Here is a 19,529-nt window from a genome sequence, read left to right as displayed (position 1 = left end):
TCTTTTGCGAATAAAAGGAGAGTCATTTTTTACTCTCCTTTAAGGTTTACTCGCTTTGATTTGTGATATATTTCGATTTTGCTTTATTATGCTCTTTTAGCGTTTTTGTAAAAACGACTTCTCCGTTTTTCTTGGCAAGGAAATAGACATAATCCGTTTTATCCGGGTTTAATGCCGCTTCCCAAGACGATTCCCCTGCATTTGCAATCGGCCCCGGCGGAAGTCCGGTATGCTTGTACGTATTGTAAGGGGATTTGACCCCGAGATCCTTGTAAACGACCCGGTTTTTATGCTTTCCGAGTGCATAGAGTACGGTCGGATCCGTCTGCAGCGGCATCTTCTTGTCAAGACGATTATAGAATACGCTCGATATTTTATGTCGGTCTGCTTTTTCAGTCGCTTCTTCTTCTATTAATGATGCCATTGTGAGCGTTTTGTGAACGGACATTTTTTTGTCCTTCATCTGCGTCCGGTATTTTTCGGCCGTTTTATCGGTTTCTTTGATCATCGCTTCGATAATGGCTTCCAGCTTTGTTTCCGGATCGTAAAACGGGTATGTCGCAGGGTAGAGATACCCCTCCAGCGGATGCTTGATGTTTTTGTTCAAGACATCATCTTTGATTACATTCGGATATTTCTTTTTCAATTTGTTAATAAAGTTTTTGTCATCAAGCTTATTCATAATGTCTTTTTCTGAATAATTGGTTTGGCCTGCGATCATGGCGGCGATTTCAGTGAGCTGCCGGCCCTCCGGAACGACGATCTTAAAGGCTGGAACGTGAGATGTGCTTGTCAGCTTATCGATCAATTCAGCGGGGCTCATCGACTGGCTGAGCTGAAAGTTTCCGGCTTGAAATCCTGATGCATGCTTGAATTTGACATAGGCGATAAACACTTTTTCATTTTTAATTAACTCTTGTTTTTTCAGCTTTGCGGCGATCGTTGAAACGGTCGAGCCTTTCGGGATGTATACGTTGACCGCTTTTTCGCTGTTTTTATCGACCGGCTCAAGAGCGGATTTCACGTAGAGCGATGCACCGCCTGCAATGAGAATAATCAGCACTGCCGCCGCGGTCAGCCAAAATTTAATTTTATGATCAAGGAGTTTTTTTATGAACGGTTTCTTAGTCTGGTCTTCAAACATTTATGTCCTCCTCTCCTCCCATGGTATATACTACATGATTCGTTGATATTCGGCAATTTATTACAATACTTTTGTCATAAAAAAAAGCCGCCTTGTGAACTGCACCCCAATTGTTAGACACCATCTAACAATCGGAGGTGCAGTTTTTTATGGCTAAATTTACAGCTGAGGAAAAAATACAAGCGGTCAAAAGGTATCTTGCGGGTAGGGAAGGGCATAAAACAATCGCCAGAGAGATCGGTGTTTCGTCAGGTGTGTTTCAGGTATGGATTCGCAAATACCATTACCATGGAGAAAGTGCGTTTCAAAAACTCTATACAACCTATTCTGTAGAAGATAAACTGAAGGTACTTCACTATATGATCGAAAATGGGACGTCGATCCGTGAAACAGCCGCCATCTTCAATATTCAAGCACCTTCTACGGTGGCTCAATGGCAGAAACTGTTCGAAACCGGAGGAATCGATGCCCTAAAACCGATGAAAAAGGGGCGGCCGTCAATGACAAAGAAAAATCAAAAAAGAACGAAGAAACAAACACCGCAAGAAGGATCAGTGGAAGCCATGCAGGCTGAAATTGAACGTCTGCGAATGGAGAATGCCTACTTAAAAAAGTTGAATACCTTAGTTCAAAACAAGGAAAAATTACAAAACAAGAAAAGGCCCAAGTAGTATTTGAACTAAGGACTGAATTTCCGGTAAAAGCCCTGCTTAAACTGGCTGGAATTCCGCGCAGTACGTATTATTACTGGGTCAAAACCTTCGGTCTTCCAGACAAAGATGCCAAATTAAAAACACTGATTCAATCGATTTATCATGAACATAAAGGCCGTTACGGGTACCGCCGGATACGCGACGAGCTTAAAAACCGGGGATATCAAATGAATCATAAAAAAATATATCGCCTCATGAAGGAACTGGGGTTGAAATGTCTCGTACGGATGAAAAAATACCGTTCGTATAAAGGAGAAACCGGCACGGTGGCACCAAACAGGCTAGAGCGGAATTTCAAGGCGGAAAAGCCGAAGATGAAATGGGTAACAGATATCACGGAATTTAAATTATTTGGGGAGAAGCTCTATTTATCGCCAATGCTTGATTTATTTAATGGCGAAATCATTGCTTATACAATTGGATCCAGGCCAACGTATTCATTGGTATCCGAGATGTTGGAAAAATCATTTGAACAGCTGACAGATAAAGAAAATCTGTTGATTCACTCCGATCAGGGCTGGCACTATCAAATGAAACAGTATCGCCACGCCCTAAAGGAACGAAATATTATTCAAAGTATGTCTCGTAAGGGAAACTGTTACGATAACGCGGTCATTGAAAGTTTCTTTGGTATTTTAAAATCAGAGTTTATCCATTTCAACGAATTTCAAAGCATCGAGCATTTTAAACAAGAGCTCGTAACATATATCGATTACTATAATCACAAACGGATCAAGGCAAAATTAAAAGGCATGAGCCCAGTACAATACCGGATTCATGCCAGTCATGTTACTTGAGAAAATAAGCTGTCTAACTTTTGGGGGTCACTTCACTTGCGGCAGCTTTTTTTATTCTTCTTCCTCTTCGTCGGCTAAAAACGTGTTCAGCGTCTCTTCGATCATATCCCATTCTTCCTCAGTTTCGATCGGCATCAGCTCGCCGTCTTCGCCGTTTTCGTTCGGAATGAAGCTTGAAGCATGGATTTCGATTTCCTCATCATCCTGCGCTTCAATCGGATAATACAGGACGTACGATTTATCAAATTTATCGCTTTCAAATGTGAATAACACTTCACAAAGCTGTTCATTTCCTTTATCGTCTACGATCGTAATGTTTTTTTCACCGTGTTCCATTTGATCACCTCATGTATTTAGGCTGTCGAGATACCCTTGAAGGATCATCACCGCCGCCATTTTATCGATTACTTTTTTTCGTTTTTGCCTGCTGACATCAGCTGAAATCAGCATCTTTTCAGCCGCCATCGTCGAGAGCCGCTCGTCCCAGAGCACGACGGGGACATGAAACGCGTCTTCCAGGACTTCCGCAAATTTCTGGCTGGCTTCTCCCCTTGGCCCGACGGTACCGTTCATATTTTTGGGAAATCCGAGGACAATTTTGTCTATTGTATAGTCTTTCGTTAACTCAGCCAAGCGGTCAAGTCCAAAATCGCCGCCCGCTTCGTCGATTTTGATCGTTTCTATTCCCTGAGCCGTCCAGCCCATTTCATCGCTCAGCGCGACGCCGAGCGTTTTTGAACCTAAATCAAGACCTAATATTCGCATTCTTTTTTACGCCTCTTTATGCTTTTCTATATACGATTTAACCAATTCCTCGATTATCTCGTCTCTTTCGATTTTCCGAATCAAATTGCGTGCATCGCGATGCCTTGGAATATAAGCGGGATCACCTGATAGCAAATATCCGACAATTTGGTTGATCGGGTTGTAGCCTTTTTCCTGAAGCGCATCATGGACGGTTATCAGCACTTCATTCACATTGGTTTCCATTGAATCGTCGGAAAAGTTAAATTTCATCGTCTTATCAAATGAGCTCACCGTTTTGCACCTCTTTCCCAAATTCGAAAGGCCAAAGTGTACCTTATATCACCATTCTACACTACATCGGCTTTTTATAAAACGGATTTCACCCATTCTTCTGCAGAAGATAAAGCTTCTTCCAATTTTTCAGGCTGTTTCCCCCCGGCCTGGGCCATGTCTGGACGGCCGCCACCGCCGCCTCCGCACGCTTCAGCGACTTGTTTGACGAGTTTGCCAGCGTGAAAACCACGCTCTATTAAATCTTTTGTAACTCCCGCAGAAATATTCACTTTTTCGTTTTGCACTGCGCCAAGCACGATGACACCTGAGCCTAATTTCGCTTTCAGTTCGTCGACCATCGTCCTGAGGTGATTCATGTCTTTCGCGTTTACTTTTTCGGCGAGCAGTTTGATTCCGCCGATTTCTTTCACTCTTTCCAAAATCTCTCCCGCTTCTTTGTTGCCGAGCTTGGCGAGCAGGGATTCATTTTCCCTCTGAACCGCTTTTAAATCGGCTTGGAGCGATTCGATCCGTTTCGGCACTTCTTTTACGTTTGTTTTTAGCGCATCTGCCGCATGCTCGAGCAATTCAAGCTTAACATTCATTTCCTGGTATGCGCCCTTGCCTGTTACCGCTTCGATCCGGCGCGTTCCGGCGCCGATTCCGGATTCGGAAACGATTTTAAAGAGGCCGATTTCGGCGGTGTTTTTCACGTGGCAGCCTCCGCACAGCTCGATGCTGTAATCGCCGACTTTGACAACGCGGACGATGTCGCCGTATTTTTCTCCAAACAATGCCATAGCGCCCATTGCCTTTGCTTCATCAATCGGTTTCAGATCGATTTCAACAGGAATCGAATCCCAAATTTTCTCGTTCACTTTTGCCTCGATTTGCGCCAGTTCTTCTTTTGTAACCTGTCCGAAATGGGAGAAGTCAAAGCGCAGACGGCTGCCGGTCACAAGCGATCCGGCCTGGTTGACATGCGTTCCGAGCACGTCTTTTAAAGCCTGATGGAGCAGGTGTGTCGCCGTGTGGTTTTTGACGATGTCTTTTCTGAAGCGCTCCGTCACTTCTGCGGAGACGCTCATGCCTTTTTGAACCGTTCCGCTTTCAACGATTCCTTCGTGCAGGTGCTGACCGTTCGGCGCTTTTTTGACATCCGTGATGCGGACTGCCGCTTCTTCGCTTCTCAGCCAGCCTTTGTCGCCGATTTGTCCGCCGCTTTCTGCATAGAACGGCGTCTCTTCCAGCATGATTTGAACTTTGCTTCCTTCATGAACAAGATCGGCAAGCTCGCCTTCCTGAAGAAGTTCTGTGATTTTCGTGTCGTTTTTCAGCACAGAATAGCCGACGAACTTGCTTTCTGTCATGATATCGCGGAGCGCGCCGCCTTGAACCTGCATGCTGCCGACATCCTGCCGGGCCTGGCGCGCGCGTTCGCGCTGCTTGTTCATTTCGCGTTCAAAGCCTTCATGATCGACCTTCATGCCTTCGTCTTCAGCGTACTCTTCAGTCAGTTCGACAGGGAATCCGTACGTATCGTAAAGCTTGAAGACATCTTCGCCTGAAATGACGCCGTTTCCTTTTTTCTTCTCTTTTCCGATGACCTCCGAGAGGATCGCGAGCCCTTCGTTCAGCGTTTCATGGAAGCGTTCTTCCTCCGTTTTGATCACTTTGGCGATAAATTCGGCTTTTTCTTTTACTTCTGAGTAGAAAGCAGCCATGATGTCAGCTACGACAGGCACAAGCTCATACATAAACGGCCGGTTGATATTGATTGCTTTTGCATAGCGCACGGCGCGGCGAAGCAGCCTTCTGATGACATAGCCGCGGCCTTCGTTTGACGGAAGAGCTCCGTCGCCTACCGCAAATGCAACCGTCCGGATATGGTCGGCGATCACCTTAAAGGCGGTATCCTTTTCTTTCGATGTTCCGTATGCTTCGCCTGAAATGGCTTCGGTTGCTTTGATGATCGGCATAAACAGGTCTGTATCATAGTTTGTTTTGGCGTCCTGAATAACGGATACCATCCGCTCAAGCCCCATTCCCGTATCAATGTTTTTCTTCGGAAGCGGCGTGTACGTTCCGTCCGGATTGTGGTTGAATTCGGAAAACACGAGGTTCCAGATTTCAAGATAGCGCTCGTTTTCTCCGCCGGGATACAGTTCCGGATCTTCAGGATCGTTGCCGTATGCTTCGCCGCGGTCGTAGAAAATTTCTGTATTCGGGCCGCTCGGTCCTTCGCCGATGTCCCAGAAGTTCCCTTCCAGTCTGATGATCCGCTCTTCCGGAATGCCGATTTTTTTTGCCCACAATTCGTACGCTTCATCATCTTCCGGGTGAACGGTAACAGACAAGCGTTCAGGGTCAAAGCCGATCCATTTTTTGTCGGTTAAAAATTCCCATGCCCATTCGATCGCTTCTTCTTTAAAGTAATCGCCGATCGAAAAGTTTCCGAGCATTTCAAAGAACGTGTGATGCCGGGCCGTTTTTCCGACGTTTTCAATGTCGTTCGTCCGGATCGATTTTTGGGCGTTGCAAATGCGCGGATTTTCAGGTACCACCCGTCCGTCAAAGTATTTTTTCAGCGTCGCGACTCCGCTGTTGATCCAGAGCAAGGATGGATCCTCGTGCGGAATGAGAGAGGCGCTCGGTTCAACGGTATGGCCTTTTTCTTTAAAAAAATCTAAAAACATTTGACGCACTTCTGCGGATGTTAATGTCTTCACTGTGTTTCCTCCTTTAATTGATGCATGCAATATAAAAAGCCCCCGTCCCATGCAAACCTTGCAGCTGCACAGGGACGAGAGCTCCTCTCGCGGTACCACCCTGATTATGGACAGATTCGTCCATCACCTTGATATCCGTATAACGCCGGATAAAGACGGCAGGTTTTCGCCTGCACTCAGGATTAGCTTCTACTGATCTTCTGCTAAAGCTCTTTCAGCCTAAAGGAGCTTTTCTCTGTAAACAGGGCTTCAGTATACTCGGATCCGTCAGTCGAGATTCGTATGTATGTCTATCTCGAAATTATAGACAACGATGCAGTGAATGTCAATTCTCCCTGCGGTCAGGCTTTCCTCGCCGCCAAAAAATGGGCGAACATGACCTTTAATACGGCCATCACCGGAACCGCGAGAATCATCCCGATGATGCCGGCCAATTCGTCGCCGGCAAGGAGGCCGAGCATGATGACAACGGGATGCATGTGCAGGCTTTTTCCGACAACGAGCGGTCCGAGAATATTGCTTTCAATAAACTGCAGAGTCAAAATCGTCGCAATCACAACGATGATAAGCTTTGTCGACAAAGCAGCTGCAACCATAAGAGCCGGGACTGCCCCGATGATGGGCCCGAAATAGGGAATGACGTTTGTCGCCCCGATCATGAGGCCGAGTATCAGCGGATACGGCAGGCCGAAAAGCCAAAATGACAGGCCGGCCCCCAGCCCGATGACAAGACATACGAACAATTGCCCCCTGATGTAATCCCCGAGCGAATCGTCGACATCCCGGATGAACGCGCTGCCTCTTTTTCTCCATGAAGCCGGCGTTATGTACCAGACCGCTTTTTTCATCGTGTCGATATCTTTCACCATATAAAACACAAGGAAAGGAATAATCGCTGCAACAAGCATGTAGTCAAAAACAAAACGGATGCTCGTAATCGTCCGTTCCGCCCAGCTTCCTACAAACGCTTCAGCCCGATTGACAAACTTGTCGATTCTGTCATGCATACCGTCTGGCCAGGCGTTTGTATGATCATGCAGCTTATCGAGCATGCTTTCGTATGACGCAGCCAGAACCGGAATGCCCTCAGACAGCTCCGTCAGCTGCTTGATAAAGATCGGAACGCCTTTGTAAAATCCGTAGCCGAGCCCTCCGAAGAAGAGGAGATAAATGATCAGAATGCTCAAGGTTCTCGGTACGCCAGCCTGATGAATCTTTTCAACGATGGGCAGAAGCAGATAAGTGATAAAAACCGCGATCGCCAAAGGGATCAAAATCGACTTCAAGAGGAGAGAAACCGGCTCCCATATCATCCGGAGCTGCAAAAAGATATAAACGGTCAGGAGGAAGAGCATGAAAATCGAGATCCACATTAAAAGCTGCAGCGGTTTTTTCAGCATGTTTTTCACCTCTTTTGTTATCCTTTCGATGATATTGAAAAATTATTCTTTTCTCCGAATTAAAGGATTTTTATAAGAATAAAATGGACTAAACCCGAAAAACCAACCAGCCGGATAGACCGCTTGATTTTTCTGAATTAACAAAACTATTTGACTATTTTAATGGTAAAAATGTATAATATCCCTTCTGATGGAATTACTTGTTATATGATATGACACACATAAAGGGGGAATAAAATGATTGTATTTGACCAGGTAAATAAGCACTATGGAAACTTTCATGTTTTGAAAGACATCAACTTACATATCAAAAAAGGCGAAGTCGTCGTCATCATCGGCCCCTCCGGCTCGGGAAAAAGCACGCTGCTCCGCTGCATCAACCGGCTGGAAACGATTGACCAAGGCACATTAACGGTAAACGGCACGGTGATGAACGATAAAAAAACAGACATCAATAAAATCCGCCAAAATATCGGAATGGTATTCCAGCACTTTCATCTCTACCCGCACAAAACAGTTCTGCAAAACATCATGCTAGCCCCTATAAAAGTATTAAAAAAACCCGTAAAAGAAGCACAGGAAACAGCCGAATATTACCTGCAGAAAGTCGGCATTCCCGACAAAGCCGATTCCTACCCGTCCCAGCTTTCCGGCGGCCAGCAGCAAAGGGTCGCAATCGCGAGAGGCCTGGCCATGAAGCCTGACATCATGCTGTTTGACGAACCGACGTCCGCTCTCGATCCCGAAATGATCGGAGAGGTATTGGACGTGATGAAAACCCTTGCCAAAGAAGGCATGACAATGGTCGTCGTAACCCATGAAATGGGGTTTGCCAAAGAGGTAGCCGACCGCATCGTATTTATCGACCAAGGAAAAGTTTTGGAGGAAGCAATACCGGCTGAGTTCTATGCGAATCCCCGCGAAGAAAGGGCGCGTCTGTTCTTAAGCCGTATCTTAAACCATTAAACAGAATTGGAGGAATAGGTATGTCACTTATAAAAAAAATCCCGGCATTCGGATTTACTGCTCTCTTAGCGATCATGCTTCTTGCCGCCTGCGGAGGAAAGGAAACCGGAGGATCTGACAGCGGGAATACGAATACGTTTGAAACGATTAAAAAGCGGGACAAAATCGTATTCGGTGTGAAAAATGACACGCGGCTGTTCGGCTTGAAAGATCCGAAGTCAGGCGAAATCGAAGGCTTTGATATCGATATCGCCAAACAGCTTGCCAAACAAATTCTCGGCGACGAAAACAAAGCCGAGTTTAAAGAAGTCACATCCAAAACAAGGATTCCTATGCTGCAAAATAACGAAATTGACGCCATTATCGCCACCATGACCATTACGGAAGAACGCAAAAAAGAAGTCGATTTCTCAGATGTGTACTTTGAAGCAGGCCAGTCGCTCCTCGTCAAAAAAGACAGCCCGATCAAAAGCACGGCCGACCTTGGCAAAGGAACAAAAGTTTTGGCGGTAAAAGGGTCGACATCGTCACAAAACATCCGCAAAGAAGCTCCTGAAGCCTCCGTTCTTGAATTCGAAAATTACGCAGAAGCCTTTACCGCTTTAAAATCAGGACAGGGCGACGCTTTAACGACAGATAATGCGATCCTGTACGGAATGGCTGATGAGGATTCTTCCTTCCACTTAGTCGGCGGTACGTTTACCGAAGAGCCGTACGGAATTGCCGTGAAAAAAGGACAAAAAGAGCTGGTAAAGGAAATCAACAAAGCGTTAAAAGAGCTGAAATCAAGCGGCGAATACGACAAGGTCTACAAAAAATGGATCAAGGAAGGATGACGACAATAGCCGGCTTTCGTTAAAGGAGTGTGAAGCGTATTGAACTTCTCGATACTCACCGAAAATTGGGAAATGTATTTGGAAGGCTTTAAAACGACCATTTTAGCAAGCGTCATCGGTTTAATCTGCAGCTTTTTGCTGGGGACAATCATTGCCGTCATGAGAATTGCGCCGCTGAAACCTTTACATTGGCTGGGTACCGCCTATGTTGAATTCGTCCGCAATATCCCGCTTTTATTGATTACGTTCGTTTTCTTCTATGGCCTTCCGTCTAGCGGAATGGTCATAGACGGCTTTACCGCCGGAACGATCGCGTTAACGATTTATACGGCGGCATTTATCGCCGAAGCGATACGCGCCGGAATCCAATCGGTGCCAAAAGGACAAATGGAAGCGGCAAGGTCGTCCGGTTTAACCTACAACCAAACGATGAGATACATTATATTGCCGCAGGCGATTAAAATCGTGATTCCTCCGCTGGGAAATCAGTTTATTAATTTAGTCAAAAATTCTTCTATTCTCGGCGTTGTCGCAGGAATGGATTTAATGTATCAAGGGGATCTGATTTCTTCCAGCACCCTGGTCACCTTTGACGTCTATATTTTTGTGGGGCTGTTCTATCTGCTGTTAACGATACCGCTCAGCATTGGAGTCGGACAATTGGAAAAAAAGCTGGCCAAAAGCAATTAACAGGCAGGAGGGTGACATGTTATGGATTTTTCCGGCGCTTATACACCAGACCATCTTTTATTTTTGTTAAACGGTTTTTATGTCACGTTGAAGGTTGCGTTTATTTCCATTATTCTCAGCTTTATCATCGGCGGCGTCATCGGGACGCTGCGTTTTGCAAATATTCCCGTCGTCTCAACCATGCTGGCCGTTGTCGTGGAGACGATTCGAAATCTGCCGCTGTTGTTAATTATCTTCTTTACTTATTTTGCTTTGCCTGAAGTCGGCATCAAACTGGGCATCACAGCTTCAGCGATTGCAGCATTAACCGTGTTTGAGTCGGCGATGCTTTCAGAAATCATCAGAAGCGGATTGCAATCGATCGATAAAGGCCAGATTGAAGCGGCCCGTTCTTCCGGCTTGACGTATATTCAGACATTAATGTCGATCATCATGCCGCAGGCGCTCAGAAGAATGGTCCCGCCGATCGTCAGCCAATTCATCTCGCTTTTGAAGGATACATCGCTGGCCGTGGTGATCGCCCTGCCGGAACTGACCCATAATGCACAGGTGATCAACGGACAAAAAGGCAACTGTCTCATCCCTATCTTCCTGTTGGTTGCCCTGATGTATTTTACGGTGAATTACTGTCTTTCGCTTGCAGCGAGACGTTTGGAAGCAAGGGAAACGTAAGAGAGGATACCCGAAGAACGGGTACCCCTCTCTTTAAAACATTCTCATAACGCGCCTTCTAAGCTTTCTCATGTTCCGTTTATTCATCATGTCGCTTTGAGACGCCATGTAATACATCAACGCCCCGGCACCTAACGAAATGAGAGAAGTCATTGTCCGATTCAACATTCTAACCTCCATTCAAAGGTTAATCGTACGTTCGTCATCCGTAAACAGATCGTCAAGACTGCTCAATGTTCCGTCTTCTTCCACCTGATGGGTTGAAATTTTTCCTTTCGAAAGGGTCAGCTCTATGAAGCATCCCCAGCAATAGTATTGATTCACACCGATTTTTCCGATGTCTTTGCCTTTGCAGTTCGGGCAGATCAGCATTCGTATACACACCTCTTATTTAATTCAGGACGATTGTGCTTCTGCCTACTTGAAGCGGTTCGCCTGATGGCTGGATGTGCTTTTTGTCGCCTGACAAGTCGGCAAAAAAACCGTCTGAAAGTTCGTATGATACGATTATGCCCGAGTCGGAAGAAAAGTATACATCTTCCAGTATTCCCAGCGTATCGCCGCTCCCGTTTTTGACCATTTTTTGTTTAAGCTGGTCATAGGAAATGCTCTGCTTTGGGATTTGCATCGGCTTAAATACGGTGAAATCAACGAATATCCCGTCACGATTAATCTCAGTGACGGAGGGAAGCGGAAGGAGCGAGCGATGGTTGTAAAAGCGCCGCTTCTCTTCCATGACAAATCCGAGGCATGTCCCTTCCTGGGAAAAACAAATATCTGTCACCGCTCCAAGCAAAAGAGACGACTGCCTGTCGTAGACATTGAGCCCTTCCAGCTCATTGCATGTTCTCAAAGTGTGATCAACCACCTTTTTCAGAACAGTCTTAGGTTCTGCCGTTGGAACGGGACTCATACGATGAAATGGATTCCATGAAAAAGCTTTATTCCGCCTCTTTTTCCATAAAGTCAAACGGTGTAATGCCCTCCATGCCGATATTGGCGTCATATATGCTAAACGGCAGCTCCTTTTGGAGCGCGGCGAGCTCTTCGTCTTCTTCATGCGCTGCCTGCTGAAGCCTTCTCTTGAGCGAAGTCTGCCTTTCAGAGGAATCTTTGTTTTTGATGCCCCATTCGAGCGCTTCCTCTTCGCCGCACAAAATGAGAAATTTTTTGCTTCTTGTAATTGCCGTATAAAGCAGATTTCTTCTCAGCATCCGGTAATAGCTTTTGACGACGGGAAGGATGACGATCGGAAATTCGCTGCCCTGCGATTTATGAATCGAACAGCAGTAAGCATGCGTAAACTGATTAAAATCCTTTTTGGTGAATGTGATCTCGTTGCCGTCGAAAGAGACGACGGCCATGTCTTCTTTTTCCGTATTTTCCTTCGCATAAAAGATGGAGACGATTTCTCCCATATCTCCGTTAAACACATTGTGCTCCGGCTGGTTGACGAGCTGAAGAACTTTATCTCCCGTCCTGTAGACGACATCCCCGTACTTCAATTCCCTGCCTTTTTGCTTCGGCGGATTGAGGATGTTTTGCAAAAGCACGTTTAATTCATTGATTCCCGCCGGTCCTCTGTACATCGGAGCGAGCACTTGGATGTCCCGTGCGGAATACCCTTTTTGCAATGCGTTTTGGACGACTTTTTCCACGACCTCTTTCATTTGCTGCTGACGGCACCTGATAAATGACCGGTCCTTTGTCGGCGCTGTCAAATTTTGCGGCAGCCGGCCCTTTTTCATATCATGCGCAAGTTCCACGATTGATGAACCTTCAGCCTGCCGGTAGATATCGGTTAATCTGACGGAAGGAATGACGTTCGAGGCTAAAAGATCCCTGAGCACCTGTCCCGGTCCGACGGACGGAAGCTGATCTTCGTCTCCGACCATGATGACCTGTATCCGGTTGGGTATCGCTTTGAACAATTGATTGGCAAGCCATATATCGAGCATGCTCGTCTCGTCGATAATTACCAGCCGGCCTTCGATCGGGTTGTCCTCGTCATGTGTAAACCCTTCAGAACCGTTCCAGCCGAGGAGCCTGTGAATCGTCACGGCCGGAAGCCCCGTCGACTCGCTCATCCGTTTGGCCGCTCTGCCTGTCGGCGCAGCCAGGACAAACGGAAACGCCTCGTCTTTTTTATAATCAGCCGGATTCAAGCTCAAACCGTGAAGCTCGCTGTACAATTCGACAATTCCCCTGATGACCGTCGTTTTCCCAGTCCCCGGTCCTCCGGTTAAAAGGAGCATCGGAGACATCAGCGCTTTTTGAATCGCTTCTTTTTGGCTTGGCGCGTACTGAACCTGCATCCGTTCCTCAAGCTCCCCTAAAGCAAGCAAAAATTCCGATTCGGGGAACTGATCGTCATATTCGGTTTGTTCCGCGATCGTCAGCACCCTTTTGGCAAAGCTTTGTTCAGCATAGTAAAGCGAAGGATAGTAGCACCTGTCATCTTCTATGAACAATTCCTTTTGTTCGCCGAGCGAAATGATCGAATCCGCCACATCCATTTCGGTCACCTTTTCTTCGCCTGGCGACTGGTTCAGCAGCTTTTGCGTCTCGATGATGAGCTGTTTTGTCTCGATGTAAGTATGCCCTTCCTGCAGGCATGCCGCTTCGATCGTAAATAAAATCGCCGCTTTGACCCGTTCTGGATGCCTGCCCGAAATCCCCATTCGGCCGCCCAGTTCATCCGCTTTCACAAAGCCGATCCCTTCGACGTCCTTCACGAGCTGGTACGGATTTTCGCGGATTTTATCAAGCGTTTCCGATTCATATGCCTGATAAATTTTCATCGAAAGCTGGGGTCCAAAACCGAACTCGCTTAACGAAATCATGATCTGCTCGAGCCCCTGGTGCTGCTGAAGCGCGGCGGCAAGCTTATCCGCTTTTTTCTTTGACAGCTTCGGGACGTCGTAAAGCACTGAAGCGTCGCCCAGAATTTTGTTGATCGCGCCTTCCCCGAGCTTATTGACGATTTCTTCTGCCGTTTTTTTGCCGATGCCTTCAAACAAGTCGCTCGACAAATATTGAATGACGCCCTCTTTTGTCGTGGGGACTTCTTTTTTAAAATGATCCGTCTGAAATTGGAGGCCGAACTTCGGATGGGAGGCGGTTTTTCCGTAAAACGTATACGTTTCATCTTCAAAGATCGCCGGAAAATAACCTGTGACGGAAACGGTTTTCTCATCAAACGATTCAGATGTTTCCTGGACTTTTACTTTCAGCACGGTATAGAGATTTGTTTCGTTGTGATAGATGACAGTTGTTACCGTTCCCTTCAGAAAGGACGCCTCATCCATTCGCATTTGGTCCGGATTTTGGTGTTTCACTGTGCTCCTCCCTCCTTTACAGCGCTCTCGGCATCATGCTTCTTCGAGCAATTGCTTGGCCTGGATGCTCAAGAAATGGTCAGGCTGTATGTCGATCGCTTTGTTCAGCATCGCAAGCGCTTTTTCCCGGTTTTCCTGATAGGCGTATGCAACGCCTAAATTATAATAAGCATCGGCATGCCCCGGATTGAGCTCCGTTACTGTGGAAAACTGGGTGATCGCTTCGTCCAGCAGGCCTTCGTTGGCAAGGCACAGCCCGTATTGAAAGCGGGCTTCGTGATCCGCTTCATTCAATTCGGCCGCCCTCTGCAAATACGGCAAAGCGAGCTTCGGCTGCTCAAGTTTTACGAGCACGGTTCCGAGCATATAAAACAAGTCGCTGTTTTCCATGCCCGTCCGGTATGCTTTTTCAAACATATCCTTTGCCTCTTGGTAGCGCTCTTTCATGACATAGACATTTCCGGCTCCATAATAAGCCGCTCCGGCTTTTTCATCAAGGCTTACCGCCCTTTCATAAAAGGCGAGCGCCCTGTCCAATTCGCCGAGTGCCGACAGCAGGTTTGCAAAGTTGATGTATGGAACGGCATCGCCGCTGTTTTTATCGATTGCTTTTGTAAATGCTTCGGCCGCTTTTTCAAAGTCTCCCTTTTGCATGGCATCAATTCCGATTTGGTTGTAGTCCAAAAGCCTTCTCCCTTTCGTGCTCGATTTTAAAAAGGCCGTCGACAAAGTCGACAGCCGTCAAGCCCCAGGCTTCCGGGGCTTTGTTTATTATACATACCAGAGCTTTTGCCCGTCTTTGTATACGTCATCGATCGTTCCGCCGCCAAGGCATTCTTCGCCTCTGTAAAAGACGACTGCTTGTCCAGGCGTCACGGCGCGGACAGGCTCTTTAAAGATGACTTCCGCTTCATCGGTTCCGGTCATTTTGACGGTGACCTCATGATCAGCTTGGCGATAGCGGAACTTAGCCGTGCAGGAAAGTTCAGACTCATCGCTGAAGGCGCCGCTGTGCACAAAGCTCACGTTTGTCGCCGTGATCTTGTCTGAATACAAGAGCGGGTTGTCAAAGCCTTGATCAACATACAAAATATTTTTTTCGAGATCTTTTCCGACGACAAACCACGGCTCTCCGCTTCCGCCGATGCCAAGGCCGTGCCTTTGCCCGATCGTGTAATACATCAAACCGTCGTGGCTGCCTTTGACTTCGCCTTCCATCGTCCGCATCTCTCCCGGCTGTGCCGGCAGATATTGGCTGAGGAATGTTTTGAAATTCCGTTCGCCGATAAAGCAGATGCCCGTGCTGTCTTTTTTCGCCGCCGTCGCAAGTCCCGCTTCTTTTGCGATTTCGCGGACGCGGCTTTTTTGCAGCTCGCCGATCGGGAACAGCACTTTATCAAGCTGTTCTTCTGTCAGCTGGTTCAGGAAATACGTCTGGTCTTTATTTTCGTCAAGTCCCCTCAGCATTTTAACCCTGCCTTCCGTACGGTCGACCCTCGCATAATGGCCTGTGGCAAGATAGTCTGCGCCAAGCGACAAAGCGTGCTCCAAAAAGGCTTTAAATTTAATTTCTTTATTGCACATGACATCGGGATTCGGCGTTCTGCCCGCTTTATATTCATCAAGAAAATATTGGAATACCTTTTCCCAATATTGCTTTTCAAAATTAACCGCATAATACGGGATGCCGATTTGGTTACAGACTTTAATGACATCTTCATAATCTTCCGTAGCGGTGCAAAACCCGTTTTCATCGGTGTCATCCCAGTTTTTCATAAAAATCCCGATGACATCGTAGCCTTGCTCTTTCAAAAGCAGGGCTGCGACAGAAGAATCAACGCCACCGGACATTCCGACGACTACCCGTGTATCTTCAGGCCGCTTCGTCATTTTCATCAACTCCAATAAATCAATTCATTAACTTATCCTTCACAGATCATATCACCATTATCAAGCGCGATGCGAATCTTTAGCTCACGCCAGACGATCTACGGCCTTTGCGAGCTCTTCTGCCGCGCGCTTTATTTGCTCTTCGGTATTGCCAAAGCCGAAGCTGATCCGTATTGATGAAGTGAGCTGATCTGCATGTTCTCCGAACATCGCGGAGAGAACATGGGAAGGAAGAACCGATCCGGCGGTGCAGGCCGATCCGCTCGATACCGCGATGCCGGCCATATCCAAGTTAACGAGCAGCGCCTCGACCGAAACCCCAGGGAAGTACAAGTTCAAAATATGGGGAAGACTGTCCTCAAGACTTCCGTTCACTTCAAATCGGACGCCTTCACGTTCAAGCGTTTTGGTGATGATGTTTTTGAAGCGGCGGTAAAGAGCCGTTTTTTCTTCTCTTTCCTGTTTTGTGAGAATAACGGCTTCGCTCAACCCCACGATCCCTGGCACGTTTTCCGTTCCGGCCCGGCGTTTGCGTTCCTGTTCGCCTCCGAAAACAATCTGCGTGAGCTTCGCTTTTTCATTGACATACAAAAAGCCTGTCCCCTTCGGTCCATTCAGTTTGTGCCCGGAAACAGACATCATGTCGATATGGCTGCCTTTTACATCGATCGGCAAGAAACCGAACGCCTGAACGGCATCTGTGTGGAACAATGCCTGATGGTCTTTTACAAGCGCTCCGATTTCGTCAATCGGCTGAAGCGTCCCCACTTCATTATTTCCGTACATTACCGTGACAAGGATGGTATCATCGCGCAGCGCATCCTCGACTTGCCGGGCGGAAACCCGGCCGCTTTTGTCAACGTCAAGGTATGTCACATCAAAGCCCATTTCCTCCAGCCTGTTGCATGTATGCAGTACTGCGTGATGCTCTATCTTGGTCGTGATGATGTGCTTTCCTTTATCCTTATTCGCCTGCGCGCTTCCTAAAATCGCCATATTGTCGGCTTCCGTGCCGCCGCTCGTAAAAACGATTTCATTCTCACGCGCTCCGATTTCCCCGGCGATCATCGCCCTTGCATCATCAATCCATTTCCGGCCTTCTCTGCCGAAGGAATGAATGCTTGAAGGATTGCCGAAGTTTTCCGTAAAATAAGGCAGCATTTTTTCTACTACGCGCGGATCGGTCGGAGAAGTTGCTGCATGATCTAAATAAATCCGTTCCATCCTCTTTACACCTCAAGTCTTAAATGTAAAACATATAGGCTTCCTGATCGCCTTCCGTATAGCTTGCCAAGTCTTCGAGCGTCGTGGAGTCAAGCACTTCCTTGACGGCGTCGCGGATCTTGATCCACAGCTCGCGTTTGGCAGGCTCCTCGTTTTCAAGCACTTCAACGGGGCTGATCGGGCCTTCCAGCACGCGGATAATGTCGCCCGCCGTAATGGAAGCTGGGTCATCGCCAAGAATATAGCCGCCGTATGCGCCGCGGATGCTTTTGACAAGCCCGGCATTCCGCAACGGGGATACAAGCTGTTCCAAATAATGCTCGGATAAATCGTTTGTCTGGGCAATGCTTTTCAAAGAAGTCGGGCCTTCGCCATGCTTCTTGGCAAGCTCAATCATAATCGTCAGCCCGTATCTGCCTTTAGTTGATATTTTCAAATTAAACACCTCTAACCTATAACAAAATCATGCCTTCAGGACGAAGTTACTCAGGCCGTTTCACAGGACGTGAAAGTCTTTAGCCGAGTTTCGCTCCGGACGAAGGTACTCTGGGCCCTCTCACAGGATGCGGAAGCCGTGAACCGCATTTCGTTACGGAGATTTCCGCCGAAAAAAAAGATATCCCCGCCCTGCTGTCGGCCGTCCGGATATTTCTTCTGCGTGTACAAGCCGCTATATGCCGGCAAGCATTTTGCTTGTCCGTCTGATAGATTACAGGTAATTATAGCACACTTTATATAAACTTTCATTTTCCGCTATATAATCAGTGTTGCCATATTGATTTCTTTTCTAATCGTCTTTTTTCCGTTACTCTATAAAAAGAATATATTCAGGAGAGATTGATCATGAAACCATTAGCATTTCGAATGCGTCCGACAAAAATTGAAGAGGTTCTCGGCCAAGATCATCTCGTAGGAGAAGGCAAGATCATTCAGCGGATGGTGCAGGCAAAGCACCTTTCGTCTATGATCCTGTACGGGCCGCCCGGCATCGGAAAAACATCGATCGCAACGGCCATTGCCGGGAGCACAAGCATCGCCTTCCGGAAGCTGAACGCGGTGATCAACAACAAAAAGGACATGGAAGCAGTTGCCGCTGAAGCGAAAATGTCCGGTCAGGTGATATTAATATTGGACGAGGTGCACCGGCTCGACAAAGGCAAACAGGATTTCCTTCTGCCGTATTTGGAAAACGGAATGATCATCATGATCGGGGCGACGACGGCCAATCCTTATCATGCGATTAATCCGGCGATCAGAAGCAGAACGCAAATTTTCGAGCTGCACCCTTTGAGCCCGGACCAAATCAAAACAGCCATCGAACGGGCTCTGCATGACGAGCACAGAGGCTTAGGTTCATATCAGGTTGAGATTGACGAGAAAGCGCTCGACCATTTCGCGGCAGGCTGCGGCGGAGACGTCCGTTCGGCACTAAATGCAGTGGAGCTTGCCGTTCTGTCGACAAAAGAAAATGAAGAAGGAATCATTCATATTACGACGGAAACGGCGGAAGAATGCCTCCAGAAAAAAAGCTTCGCACATGACAAAGACGGTGACGCTCATTATGACGTGATCTCCGCCTTTCAAAAATCGATCAGGGGATCTGACGTGAATGCTGCTCTCCATTATTTGGCGCGGCTGATGGAAGGCGGTGATTTGGAAAGCCTTGCCCGGAGGCTTCTCGTCATCGCTTATGAGGATATCGGACTTGCAAACCCGCAGGCCGGCGGGAGAACGCTCCAAGCGATTCAAACAGCGGAACGGATCGGGTTCCCCGAAGCGCGCATTCCTCTGGCAAACGCCGTAATCGAGCTTTGCCTGTCGCCTAAATCAAACTCGGCCATCCTCGCAGTTGACAAGGCTTTGGCAGACGTCCGGTCAGGAAAAATCGGCGATGTGCCGAAACACTTAAAAGACGCCCATTATAAAGGGGCTGCCGAGCTTGGCAGGGGCGTTGATTACAAATACCCGCACGACTACGAAAACGGCTGGGTCAAGCAGCAATACCTGCCTGATCCATTGAAAAACAAAGTGTATTACGAACCGAAGCAGACGGGAAAATTTGAACTCGCGCTTAAACAGGTATATGACAAGCTGATGAAGACAAAATGAA

At 47.3% G+C, this 19,529-nt stretch carries 20 protein-coding genes; 6 read left to right on the top strand and 14 right to left on the bottom strand.

Annotated elements, in window-relative coordinates; translation table 11 throughout:
- Window positions 1-46: 46 nt before the first annotated feature.
- A complete protein-coding gene (mltG, locus tag MHB78_RS08410) occupies window positions 47-1,144 on the bottom strand; it encodes an endolytic transglycosylase MltG (RefSeq protein WP_046131485.1) in 1,098 nt (365 codons plus the stop codon).
- A gap of 149 nt (window positions 1,145-1,293) precedes the next feature.
- Here mltG and MHB78_RS08405 point away from each other — a divergent pair.
- Window positions 1,294-2,654, top strand: a protein-coding gene (locus tag MHB78_RS08405; RefSeq protein ID WP_099047013.1) for an IS3 family transposase whose coding sequence is annotated in 2 segments (ribosomal slippage) — window positions 1,294-1,765 and window positions 1,765-2,654 — 1,362 coding nt in all. Because the reading frame shifts where the segments join, the coding sequence is not laid out codon by codon here.
- Between the two features lie 51 nt (window positions 2,655-2,705).
- Here the strand turns inward: MHB78_RS08405 and MHB78_RS08400 are convergent.
- The 5 genes from MHB78_RS08400 to MHB78_RS08380 form a co-directional block, all read right to left on the bottom strand.
- Window positions 2,706-2,990, bottom strand: a complete 285-nt coding sequence (locus tag MHB78_RS08400; protein ID WP_065894599.1) for a DUF1292 domain-containing protein — start codon at window positions 2,988-2,990, stop codon at window positions 2,706-2,708.
- 9 nt (window positions 2,991-2,999) lie between these two features.
- Entirely contained in the window at window positions 3,000-3,419 is a 420-nt protein-coding gene (gene ruvX, locus MHB78_RS08395) for a Holliday junction resolvase RuvX (RefSeq protein WP_065894601.1), read from the bottom strand.
- Window positions 3,420-3,425: 6 nt separating this feature from the next.
- Window positions 3,426-3,692, bottom strand: coding sequence for an IreB family regulatory phosphoprotein (locus MHB78_RS08390; RefSeq protein WP_046132126.1), 267 nt, complete (start codon window positions 3,690-3,692; stop codon window positions 3,426-3,428).
- A gap of 74 nt (window positions 3,693-3,766) precedes the next feature.
- The gene (alaS, locus tag MHB78_RS08385) at window positions 3,767-6,403 is read right to left on the bottom strand and encodes an alanine--tRNA ligase (protein ID WP_046132125.1); all 2,637 of its coding nucleotides are present in this window, start codon (window positions 6,401-6,403) and stop codon (window positions 3,767-3,769) included.
- 341 nt (window positions 6,404-6,744) lie between these two features.
- Window positions 6,745-7,803, bottom strand: a complete 1,059-nt coding sequence (locus tag MHB78_RS08380; RefSeq protein ID WP_046132124.1) for an AI-2E family transporter — start codon at window positions 7,801-7,803, stop codon at window positions 6,745-6,747.
- A gap of 237 nt (window positions 7,804-8,040) precedes the next feature.
- On the opposite strand from MHB78_RS08380, the gene MHB78_RS08375 reads away from it, so the two are divergent.
- From MHB78_RS08375 to MHB78_RS08360, 4 genes are read left to right on the top strand one after another with little or no spacing between them, the layout of a single operon-like run.
- Window positions 8,041-8,769: an amino acid ABC transporter ATP-binding protein gene (locus MHB78_RS08375; RefSeq protein WP_046132123.1), complete on the top strand. Its 729-nt coding sequence runs from the start codon at window positions 8,041-8,043 to the stop codon at window positions 8,767-8,769.
- Between the two features lie 29 nt (window positions 8,770-8,798).
- Complete coding sequence (locus tag MHB78_RS08370; RefSeq protein ID WP_099047115.1) at window positions 8,799-9,605, top strand: transporter substrate-binding domain-containing protein; 807 nt, start codon at window positions 8,799-8,801, stop codon at window positions 9,603-9,605.
- 39 nt (window positions 9,606-9,644) lie between these two features.
- Window positions 9,645-10,295, top strand: coding sequence for an amino acid ABC transporter permease (locus MHB78_RS08365; protein WP_046132121.1), 651 nt, complete (start codon window positions 9,645-9,647; stop codon window positions 10,293-10,295).
- 21 nt (window positions 10,296-10,316) lie between these two features.
- Window positions 10,317-10,967, top strand: a complete 651-nt coding sequence (locus MHB78_RS08360; protein WP_046132120.1) for an amino acid ABC transporter permease — start codon at window positions 10,317-10,319, stop codon at window positions 10,965-10,967.
- Window positions 10,968-11,000: 33 nt separating this feature from the next.
- On the opposite strand, the gene MHB78_RS08355 is transcribed toward MHB78_RS08360, so the two are convergent.
- From MHB78_RS08355 to MHB78_RS08320, 8 genes are all read right to left on the bottom strand, one after another.
- Window positions 11,001-11,132 (bottom strand): YrzQ family protein, encoded by a 132-nt coding sequence (locus tag MHB78_RS08355; protein ID WP_065894754.1) that lies wholly within the window; start codon window positions 11,130-11,132, stop codon window positions 11,001-11,003.
- Window positions 11,133-11,147: 15 nt separating this feature from the next.
- Complete coding sequence (locus MHB78_RS08350) at window positions 11,148-11,339, bottom strand: hypothetical protein (protein WP_046132119.1); 192 nt, start codon at window positions 11,337-11,339, stop codon at window positions 11,148-11,150.
- A 19-nt stretch (window positions 11,340-11,358) separates the two neighbouring features.
- Entirely contained in the window at window positions 11,359-11,820 is a 462-nt protein-coding gene (locus MHB78_RS08345) for a PRC-barrel domain-containing protein (RefSeq protein ID WP_046132118.1), read from the bottom strand.
- 88 nt (window positions 11,821-11,908) lie between these two features.
- Window positions 11,909-14,281, bottom strand: coding sequence for an ATP-dependent RecD-like DNA helicase (locus MHB78_RS08340; protein WP_046132153.1), 2,373 nt, complete (start codon window positions 14,279-14,281; stop codon window positions 11,909-11,911).
- A gap of 57 nt (window positions 14,282-14,338) precedes the next feature.
- Window positions 14,339-14,989, bottom strand: a complete 651-nt coding sequence (locus tag MHB78_RS08335) for a tetratricopeptide repeat protein (protein ID WP_046132117.1) — start codon at window positions 14,987-14,989, stop codon at window positions 14,339-14,341.
- An 87-nt stretch (window positions 14,990-15,076) separates the two neighbouring features.
- Window positions 15,077-16,195, bottom strand: coding sequence for a tRNA 2-thiouridine(34) synthase MnmA (mnmA, locus tag MHB78_RS08330; protein WP_046132116.1), 1,119 nt, complete (start codon window positions 16,193-16,195; stop codon window positions 15,077-15,079).
- An 84-nt stretch (window positions 16,196-16,279) separates the two neighbouring features.
- Window positions 16,280-17,419 carry a cysteine desulfurase family protein gene (locus tag MHB78_RS08325; protein WP_046132115.1) on the bottom strand — a complete coding sequence of 380 codons (1,140 nt, stop codon included), beginning with the start codon at window positions 17,417-17,419 and terminating at the stop codon, window positions 16,280-16,282.
- Between the two features lie 19 nt (window positions 17,420-17,438).
- The gene (locus tag MHB78_RS08320; RefSeq protein WP_046132114.1) at window positions 17,439-17,855 is read right to left on the bottom strand and encodes an Rrf2 family transcriptional regulator; all 417 of its coding nucleotides are present in this window, start codon (window positions 17,853-17,855) and stop codon (window positions 17,439-17,441) included.
- Between the two features lie 407 nt (window positions 17,856-18,262).
- Between MHB78_RS08320 and MHB78_RS08315 the strand changes: the two genes are divergently transcribed.
- Window positions 18,263-19,528 (top strand): replication-associated recombination protein A, encoded by a 1,266-nt coding sequence (locus tag MHB78_RS08315; protein WP_046132113.1) that lies wholly within the window; start codon window positions 18,263-18,265, stop codon window positions 19,526-19,528.
- The last annotated feature ends 1 nt before the right edge of the window (window position 19,529 follow it).

The sequence above is a fragment of the Bacillus sp. FSL K6-0138 genome (assembly GCF_037982765.1).
In the GTDB taxonomy this organism is placed as follows: Bacteria; Bacillota; Bacilli; order Bacillales; family Bacillaceae; genus Bacillus; species Bacillus glycinifermentans.
The sequence above is the reverse complement of the archived record's forward strand: the minus strand, read 5'-3'. Positions and strand labels throughout refer to the sequence as shown.